At 44.8% G+C, this 8,823-nt stretch carries 9 protein-coding genes and 1 pseudogene; 4 read left to right on the top strand and 6 right to left on the bottom strand.

The features are described from left to right. Positions 1-284: 284 nt before the first annotated feature. On the bottom strand, positions 285-452 hold the full coding sequence (locus tag AB4167_RS17975) for a hypothetical protein (RefSeq protein WP_017062447.1): 168 nt from the start codon (positions 450-452) through the stop codon (positions 285-287). Positions 453-480: 28 nt separating this feature from the next. On the opposite strand from AB4167_RS17975, the pseudogene AB4167_RS17980 reads away from it, so the two are divergent. After that, positions 481-1,161: pseudogene (locus AB4167_RS17980) on the top strand (pyridoxal-phosphate dependent enzyme); the annotation flags it as partial. Positions 1,162-1,257: 96 nt separating this feature from the next. Here AB4167_RS17980 and AB4167_RS17985 read toward each other — a convergent pair. Beyond that, a complete protein-coding gene (locus tag AB4167_RS17985) occupies positions 1,258-1,824 on the bottom strand; it encodes a helix-turn-helix domain-containing protein (RefSeq protein ID WP_017070515.1) in 567 nt (188 codons plus the stop codon). 99 nt (positions 1,825-1,923) lie between these two features. Between AB4167_RS17985 and AB4167_RS17990 the strand changes: the two genes are divergently transcribed. Further along, entirely contained in the window at positions 1,924-3,117 is a 1,194-nt protein-coding gene (locus AB4167_RS17990; protein ID WP_372136865.1) for a benzoate/H(+) symporter BenE family transporter, read from the top strand. A 113-nt stretch (positions 3,118-3,230) separates the two neighbouring features. Here the strand turns inward: AB4167_RS17990 and AB4167_RS17995 are convergent, their stop codons facing one another. Beyond that, the gene (locus AB4167_RS17995) at positions 3,231-4,214 is read right to left on the bottom strand and encodes a hypothetical protein (RefSeq protein ID WP_136982649.1); all 984 of its coding nucleotides are present in this window, start codon (positions 4,212-4,214) and stop codon (positions 3,231-3,233) included. A gap of 439 nt (positions 4,215-4,653) precedes the next feature. On the opposite strand from AB4167_RS17995, the gene AB4167_RS18000 reads away from it, so the two are divergent. Further along, a complete protein-coding gene (locus AB4167_RS18000; protein WP_048606034.1) occupies positions 4,654-5,040 on the top strand; it encodes a hypothetical protein in 387 nt (128 codons plus the stop codon). Positions 5,041-5,186: 146 nt separating this feature from the next. On the opposite strand, the gene AB4167_RS18005 is transcribed toward AB4167_RS18000, so the two are convergent. After that, positions 5,187-6,119, bottom strand: coding sequence for a LysR family transcriptional regulator (locus tag AB4167_RS18005; protein WP_137002266.1), 933 nt, complete (start codon positions 6,117-6,119; stop codon positions 5,187-5,189). Between the two features lie 199 nt (positions 6,120-6,318). Between AB4167_RS18005 and AB4167_RS18010 the strand changes: the two genes are divergently transcribed. Next, complete coding sequence (locus AB4167_RS18010; RefSeq protein ID WP_372136866.1) at positions 6,319-7,344, top strand: zinc-binding alcohol dehydrogenase family protein; 1,026 nt, start codon at positions 6,319-6,321, stop codon at positions 7,342-7,344. A 122-nt stretch (positions 7,345-7,466) separates the two neighbouring features. Here the strand turns inward: AB4167_RS18010 and AB4167_RS18015 are convergent, their stop codons facing one another. Both AB4167_RS18015 and AB4167_RS18020 read right to left on the bottom strand, forming a co-directional pair. Then, complete coding sequence (locus AB4167_RS18015) at positions 7,467-8,078, bottom strand: CIA30 family protein (protein WP_372136867.1); 612 nt, start codon at positions 8,076-8,078, stop codon at positions 7,467-7,469. Positions 8,079-8,119: 41 nt separating this feature from the next. Then, positions 8,120-8,386, bottom strand: a complete 267-nt coding sequence (locus AB4167_RS18020) for a DUF3081 domain-containing protein (RefSeq protein WP_017068432.1) — start codon at positions 8,384-8,386, stop codon at positions 8,120-8,122. Positions 8,387-8,823 lie beyond the last annotated feature (437 nt).

The following is an 8,823-nucleotide window of genomic DNA, read 5'->3' on the forward strand; positions in this document are numbered from 1 at the left end:
AGTGTCGTCTACTCGACAAACCCGTGTTAATAGGTGCGATTATAATAGCTTGCCAACCAACGAAGAATTCGTGATTGCTCAACAGTCGGTAGAACTTCTGTAATCTGAACTGAAGTCTAAGCAAGAAAAAGACAATCAAAAGCGAGCCCAAGTGGCTCGCTTTTTGTGTCTAGTAAAGATGCGTCTGAATGTTTTAACAGGGGGATAGCCTACAAGGCGATCGTGAAACAGTTTTAGAACAGAGCTTAAATTGCGACTCATCGGGTGCTCTGGAAGCGCTAAGGTTATTTAGTCCCTGAGCGGTAGTTTGGATCTGTCCAGCATCGAGGTAACTCTTCCCCTGACATAAACATCAGTTCGGACTTTTTAAACATCTCAGGGTCTTGCTGTTCTTCGCCTGCTTGAAACCGACCTTCGATACTGTCTTGAAATAAGTTGGTTAATTTGGTCATTTCAGTTACATCAACGAGGTCACCGGTTTTTTCTCTTTTAGAAACATTTTACCACACGGCTAAGCGGATTGGTGTCGAAAATGAGAGTTATTGGTGGGCTGATCAGTTTGAAAATCTCAGTAATTATCGAGCGCACTATTTAAATACTGGACCTGAGATCTGGCAGCAAACACAGGGGAATATTGATGCTCTAGTTTCAGTGGTGGGGACGGGTGGAACCATTGCCGGAAACTCACACTATCTATCTGAGCAGCAACCCAATCTCGAAACTTGGTTAGTTGACCCAAATGGGTCCGGCATTTATTCGTTTCTACGTAATGGACACTATCAATCAACGGGAAGTTCGTTCACGGAAGGCATAGGGATCATGCGAACGGTTGAAAATTTCAGGCAGGCAAAAATCAATCGTGCCATCACGCTTCCCGATCAGGATTTGGTGACGATATCCCGCCTTGTTGCGGAACATGACGGTATTCTTCTAGGAAGCAGTTCGTCGTTGAACGTAGCAGGTGCGCTATACGCTGCGGCTAGAATGGGGAAAGGGAAAACCATCGTTACATTTAGCTGTGACCTTGCTGAGCGCTCGTATTCGAAGCTGCACAACGAAACGTTTCTGAAAGAAAAAGAGATACAGCTTAATAAAGAAAACCTCTCTCAACTATGGGCTCGTTATCAAGCCGAAGATGGCAGCATGGTCGTCAACGTATAGTCGCTTTAAGTTAGTAACAGCCAGTGGTCTGCCAGCTCTTTCGTTAGCGCTGAACATCCGGTTAGAGCTAAACATCCATTAGCACCAAATCCGGCACTATTGCTTGTTATTAGGGTAGTGAATCACATTATGAAATACGGCGTTTCCTTCACCGATATTTTTGTAGGCATGGGTCTGGTTGGCGTTGAAGCGAACGGCTTGTCCTGCGCGTAACGTATGCCACTCATCATCAAACATCACGGCCATCTCTCCTGAAATGCATAAGATGTGCTCAGTGACGCCTGCGTTATGTGGGGCGGATTCATGCTGGTAATCGGGTGCTAGGGTGAGTTCGAATATTTCAAATCCTAGTGCTTCCTCAAAAGGAAACAACAAACTGACGAAAAAGCCAATGTTGTATTCTTCATGCCTTAGTTCGTTTGCATCTCTGAATAAACTCGTCAGTTCACTGTTTGGGCTAGCCGCGATAAAGCTCGAAAGTGACACCTCGAATCCAGAAGCTATCTGCCAGAGCTTAGCGACTGTCGGGCTGGATTCTCCACGTTCAATTTGTCCTAACATTGCTTTACTCACGCCTGTTGCTTTCGCTGTTTTGTCTAAGCTCCAGCCTTTTTCTTGGCGAAGGCGTTTCAAGTTAACGCCGACTTTAATTTCTGTTTGCATATTTTCTCTACAAGTTTTTCAAAAATTAGTTGTGCGTTATAGCGCACGGGTGCTAAGTTCAGTCTATGGACGTTATAACGTACACAGGAATAAATTAACATGACTAAGCTAAAATTTTCTCACGTCAGTACCGGCTTTATCGCTGTTTTCATTGGTTATGCGAGCGCCGCGGCGATTATTTTCCAAGCGGCAATGAGTGCTGGAGCAACTGAAGAACAAGTGGCGTCATGGTTTTGGGCGTTGGGAATTGGCATGGGCGTAACCACAATACTGCTTTCGTTTCATTACAAGAAGCCTGTGGTTACAGCGTGGTCGACGCCTGGAGCGGCGTTGTTAATCACATCTCTTGAAGGGCTGACAATGAATCAGGCTGTGGCCGTGTTTTTGTTCAGTTCGATGTTGATCACGTTAGTTGGATTAGCGGGGATATTTGAGAAAGTCCTAAAACAGATCCCAACATCGATTGCCTCTGCGATGCTCGCGGGGATCCTATTGCAATTCGGTTTGGGTTTGTTCACGTCGTTAATGGAAGAGGCACAAGTCGTAGCGGTCATGCTCGCTGTATTTATTCTGGCGAAAGCGCTGTTAGGTAATTTACTGATCCCAAGTATTTTCATTATCGCACTGGTTATGTGTGTGGGGTTTGGCAAACTCGATGTCAGTCAGGTAACTATGGGATTAACGACCCCGATGTTCATTACGCCCGATTTTGAGTTCTTTTCGTTGTTCAGTGTAGGTATCCCATTGTTTATAGTGACTATGGCTTCACAGAACTTACCGGGATTTGCGGTTCTAAAAGCGAACGGATACCAGGTCGATTCATCGAAGATCATTACCACCACTGGGGTGACAGGTTTGATCTTCGCGCCGTTTGGTGGCTTTGCGTATAACCTTGCTGCGATTACGGGCGCTATTTGCATGGGCCCGAATGCGGATGGCAATCCAAAGACACGTTACATGGCGGGGATTTGTATGGGCGGGTTTTACTTGTTAGCTGGCGTGATGGGGATGTCATTTGTGTCGCTGTTTAGCGCCGTGCCCTCCGCGATTGTCATTGCGGTTGCTGGCTTAGCGGTGATGCCGACCTTGATGAATTGTTTAGCTGTTTCGATGGCAGACACCCACTATCGAGAGCCTGCGCTGCTTACTTTCTTATTCACTGCTTCTGGTACTAATTTACTGGGAATCGGCAGTGCATTTTGGGGTTTGTGCATCGGGTTGTTTTGTTGCTGGTTACACAATTACAAAGCTAGGTCACGTGGATCAAGCGAGGCTTCGCAAACTTTGCCGTAATCAAACGACTCAAGATTATGATCAGGTTCGCTGTGAATTAGAAACACCAGCAAGTTGTTTGAGTAGTAAGCCCAGTCATACTTGTGACTGGGCTTGCTTACAAAGGAATAAAGCTACTTAACTTCGTATCTCAGTAGCACTTCATTATCGAGAACGACATTTGTCGACCAGATAAAGCTTGCGCCAGCACCACTGAATTTTTCGATAAAGTTCATGTACGCTTTTTTATTGTTCACGCCAATATCGTCTTCTGAATATACCGATGCTTGAGGCCAAGATGTTGAATCGAACTCTTGGTTCATCCAGTTGGTTGGTGTTTCCCAATGAGCGGCGTAGGCATCTTGACCGTGGTCAGTTCCTTCCGTGGTGCAACTTTCAGAAAGACGCTTCCCGTCCACTTCACTCAAACAAGTCAGGTCATAAATCGGTGAGGTATAAAAGGTTTGTGCTTGCCAGTCTGGTCCTGTCACGGTTCCGTCACTAAAGCTCGCGATAAAGCCACCATCACCAGCGTGGTATGCCTTTCCGCGGTTATCTTCGCTGCCAAGACCTAGGTTTTCTTCCCAATCAATCACTTTCACGGCAATCGTGTAAGGCTTCTTCACCTTAAATTTGACGATGTTTGAGTTAAACGGTGTGAAAGGAACGGTGTCTACCGCGATTAACTTGCCGTTGATATAAAGTTCGAAATAGTTATCGGCAAAAATATAGCCTGTTATTTCCTCACCGTCTTGATCCACTATCGCTACAGGTACAGAGCTTTGATCGACTTCGGCTAGGCTGCTTGGTGTGGTGTTTGAGCACTCTTCATAAAGATCAAAGGCTTTTGGCCCTGTCGCAAAGTTGTTCTTGGCTGGAACCGTCCAAACCTTTCCTTCTGAGTCCGTAATTTCCCCAACGCCCGCCACTCGGCTACGTCCGTTTGCACACTCAAAGAGATTCGATTCAACGGTGGTCGCCACACCCTGAGTAATACTCGCTGAGCCTTGGTAATCACTGATGTTGCTGACCGAAGGCGTATCTGATGATGGTGAGCAGCCTGTAGCGAGCAAAGCAACCGATGAAAGGGCAAGGGCTTGATATTTTTTGATGATCATTGATTGGGTATCCTAAATGGGTGATTTAAATAAGCGTGGTTCAAAATAAGCCAAGTGCAAGTAAGTTAATTGAAAACAAAGCTATTTCAAACAAATCCGAGCTAAGTAGCTAAGTAGCTAAGTAGCTAAGTAGCTAAGTAGTTAAGTAAGCCGTGAACTCATAGCTGATAGCTGGAACGACGAAACTAAGCAAGAGCCAAAGCAATTGTGAGGTACCACGCTTATTATTTGATGAGGCATATATTACCCGTACAAATGTAAACAAGCGTAAAGCTGAGTAAGCATGCGCAAAACAGCGCTTTTATAGGATGATCACATCAGCTTGCGCGGAGCTTGAAAAAATACTTAGAACGAAGCGGTTTCAGGTTGTGATTGAGATAGTATTTTGCTACAAAACGCGCATAATCTCGCTATACAACATTTAAAGAAGAATTTACCTATGACTACCTTTCAATACTACTTTCACCAACTGCCTTGCTTCGACTGTAAAAAAACGACAGTAAGTACTGATCTTGGTTGGTTAACGCCTGCGATGAAAGACGATGCTATCGCACAAGTGACAGCAACACTTGCACAAGGCGAGGTTACTCCTGACCTTTCAGCAGACGTGGTTTGTACGAAAGAAGAAGCTCGCGAGTACTTGCTGCTTAACTTCTTTGGTTACTCAGAAGAAGAGTTAGAAAGCGGAATCGAAGCGGATGATGAAAAAGAAGTGGCAGACGAAATCGCAGAGCTAGTAGAAGAAGGTAAAGACACCATCACCTTCGAACATGAGATTGCTCTTCAGTGCTGCGCAGACTGCGATGTTGAAGACGAGTCAAACTAAGCTTTTGTATTAAGAGTATTAAACTAAGTACTCTTATTAAGGTTCATCATGCAGCTATGATGTTCTAATGATGAAAGGCGTTAGCGAATTGAAGTTCGCTAACGCCTTTTTTGTCTCTCTGCTTCTTATATAAGCGACATTAAACCTTAAGATGTTGTGCCTTCTGTAATGCCTTGTTTGCTCAGTTGCGAAAGGATCTCAGCGGTTTTCTCTCTGAATAAATCTCTCAGTAGACGCACAGTAGGGGTGATGGATTGACGACTTGGACACACTAACCACAGCTCGGTAGGTGTCGGCTTAAATTCAGGCATAACTTTAACCACTTCGCCTGAAAGCAGGTGAGGAGACATGTCTAGACAAGATTTTATTGCCACTCCTTTACCTGCGATACACCAACGTCTTACAAGGTCTGCGTCGTTCGAAGCGCGATTTCCTTTTAGTTTCACTTTATGATCTTGAGTACCATCGTTAAACACCCACTCGTCTTGCAACATGTCATGGAGTTGGTAAAGCAAACCATTGTGCTGCGCTAAGTCACTCGGGTGTTTTGGTGTGCCCATTTCAGCCAAGTATTCAGGAGCCGCACACAATATCCTCGGCACATCGCATATCTTGAAACCATACATGTTGGCATCGGTCGGAGAGCCGTAACGCAGCGCCATATCGACGGAATCTCGGTAGAAGTCGATATTGCTATCGCTGATGCTAGTGCGAAGCGTCGCCTTTGGGTATTCAAGCAAGAACTCATCTAACCAAGGTGTGATTAGGTTGCGTCCTAGATCCGATGAAAGCGCTATGCGAATTTCACCGTCAAGAATACCAAGCTCTTCGCGCATGTTGAGCTTCGCTTGCTCCAACATCTTTAAGGCTTGTTCGCATTCCGGTAAATAACGCTCGCCTGCTGAAGAGAGCCTTAGGTGGCGTGTGGTTCTTACAAACAACTCTGCACCGAGTGCCGCTTCAACACGTTTTACCGCTGCACTTGCTGTGGCAGTACGCATATCGAGGTTGGTGGCTGCAGCGGTGATACTGCGAAACTCCGCCACTTTCAAAATAACCTGTAAGTCTTCAAGAAGCATTTCGTTTCCCTGTTCTGAACCTTGAATCGGTTGTTCGGTTACCCATAAATTAGGCATTTTCAAATTGCTAATCTTAGTATTTTTCCTGCGCATATACATCTTATTATCAAAAATCATTTGATAATAATTCAAATATTAGGCTGTTTATCTAAAGCGAGAATTCTCTAAGATTCAATTATCGAATTTAAGGAGAAGTATCATGTCATTACCATTAACAATGAAAGCTATCGGATTTACTCAATCACTTGCGATTACAGAGCAAGACAGTTTATTTGAGTTTGAAACGAGTCTGCCAGAACTAAAAAATAATGACTTGCTGGTAAAAGTGAGCGCGACTTCTATCAATCCTGCTGACGCTAAAATTCGTATTCGTAATGCCAAAGACAAAACTCTTGAGCAGCCAAAAGTGCTGGGCTATGACGCAGTCGGTGAAGTTGTTGGTAAAGGTGCTGACGTTGAAGGCTTCGAAGTCGGTGACCGTGTGTACTATGCGGGTGACGTAACACGCATGGGGGCTAACGCAGAATACCAAGCTGTGGACTACCGTATTACCGCTAAAGCGCCTAAGAGCCTTTCTGATGAAGCTGCAGCCGTTATGCCACTAGCGACGCTTACAGCATGGGAAGCGTTGTTTGACCGCCTGCGTGTTCGTCCTGAAGAGAAAAAGTCTATCCTGATCATTGGTGGAGCGGGTGGCGTTGGTTCAATTACGATTCAACTGGCTAAGCAACTCACCAACCTAAATGTTATCGCAACAGCTTCAAGACCTGAAACGGAGCAGTGGGTAAGGGATATGGGTGCGGATCATGTGGTGAACCACCGTAACCTTGTCGAGTCTGTGCGAGAGCAAGGCATTCAACACGTCGACTACATCTTCAATGTTGCGGATACAAAAGGGCACTGGGATGCGATGGTTGAATTGATCGCACCGCAAGGCATGATCAGTTCGATTGTTGAATTTGACGGTGGCATTGACTTGTCAGCGCTGCAAGGCAAATCAGCAGGCTTTGTTTGGGAGCTGATGTTTACACGTTCACTGTTTAACACCGAAGATATCCAGAAGCAGCAAGACATCCTATTCCAAGCCGCGAATCTGATTGATGCGGGCCGTATTAAATCGACGCTAACCTCGACCCTAAATGGCTTTAGTGTGGAAACACTTAAAGATGCACACCAACGTATTGAAAGCAGTGCCTCGATTGGTAAAACAGCCATCAAATACTAATTGCTGATGTTTTAATCCGCCGTTGTTTTGAATTGTTGACGGTTTAAATAGAAGAAGCCCCTGATATCTGATTGCTAGTCAAAAGGTTTCAGGGGCTTTTGTTTGTTTTCAGTTTAGTCAGTTTAGTCAGCTTCTGATGATGTGATAGGTTTCGATGTTCTGAAGTGAAGCTGTATTAGGTCTAGCTCAAAAGGCGAGGGCTCTTTGTCCGCAATCAAAAAACCGATTTGTTTGATGTCTCGTGCCTTAAGTTCCGGCGCATCGCTCAGTAGCCGACCTCTGAACACAGCTTGAAAATCATTGAAGTGGAACACCTTGTTAAGCCGCACTCCCTTTATCGTAACGAAATCGTGTTTGTATTGAACTCGATTACCATCTTTCGATGTTGTGAGCCTCAGTTGGTAGGTGCGACCATCACCAACGAAAACTAGCTCTGCACTATCTATTTCATGGGCAGGTGATTCAATGGAGCGCTTTACAGAACTGAAACCACCATTATTTTCTAACGATAGCTCGCCCCTAAATCGACTCATATTATCAACATAAATGAGCTCGCCTGTTGAGATGCCGCCCATTACATCGTCGTTGGTCGCTGTCCAATTCTTGTGTTCGTTCGGTTGTATAAAATCAATCATACCTATGCCTGCTACAGATACTTGAGACCATAAAAAGGAGAGGCTGAGTACTAGCCAAAAAGGGTGTCTTCGCTTAAGCAATGAAGCCGTTTCGTTCATGATTGTCTCCGTTAGCCGTTAGCCGTTAGTCTGTTCGCGTTTTATGGAGAAGGTTCAGTGGCAAGCATACCCATACAATGCTCAATAAATTCAGAGTAATTTGAAGCGTTGTCGTACTCAATTTTTAGCGAACCGTGAAACATCAGCGTCACCGTGACGTCTTTATAGCTTAGCCAACAGGTGTAACCGTCGTAATCATGCCAAGCCGTCATTTCGCCAACTAGATATTTGTTGTCCCGTTGCTCACCGGAAGAGCGAATAAACTCAAATACTCTGAGAAATTCAATAATGGTGATTCTGTTGTCCATGTGTTACTCCCGCTGCGTCATCTTTGAGAATAGGCTGATCTTTGGTGTTTAGATTGCCTACGTCTTTCTTTCATATCCTTACGGCTTACCTCTGTGCCCCGATCACTGAAAGGGTCTTACCTTCTCGATAAACCGCTGTTTTCTAATATTTCATCATCATTCCATACATCTGTTCAATCCAGAGCGAAGCGTGCGTAACAAACTCGAATAACAACGTTAACCCTCAAGATAAAGACGAGCTTAATTTGCGTTTATGGTGGTTAATTAAAATTAGAGTCGATAGGATAAATAGCGTCGGAGCCTTGTTATTGGCTGAAATGGAATCTACAGAAAGTGCGTGTCAACATGATAGAAAAACTAAAAAAGGAATGGTTTCTTGTAGGGATGGTGGTGGCTATGGTCGTTGCTGTTTTTACGTGATGTATGGAATCCACTCC

It is taken from the genome of Vibrio sp. 10N.286.49.E11 (assembly GCF_041469505.1).
Taxonomy (GTDB): domain Bacteria; phylum Pseudomonadota; class Gammaproteobacteria; order Enterobacterales; family Vibrionaceae; genus Vibrio; species Vibrio crassostreae_C.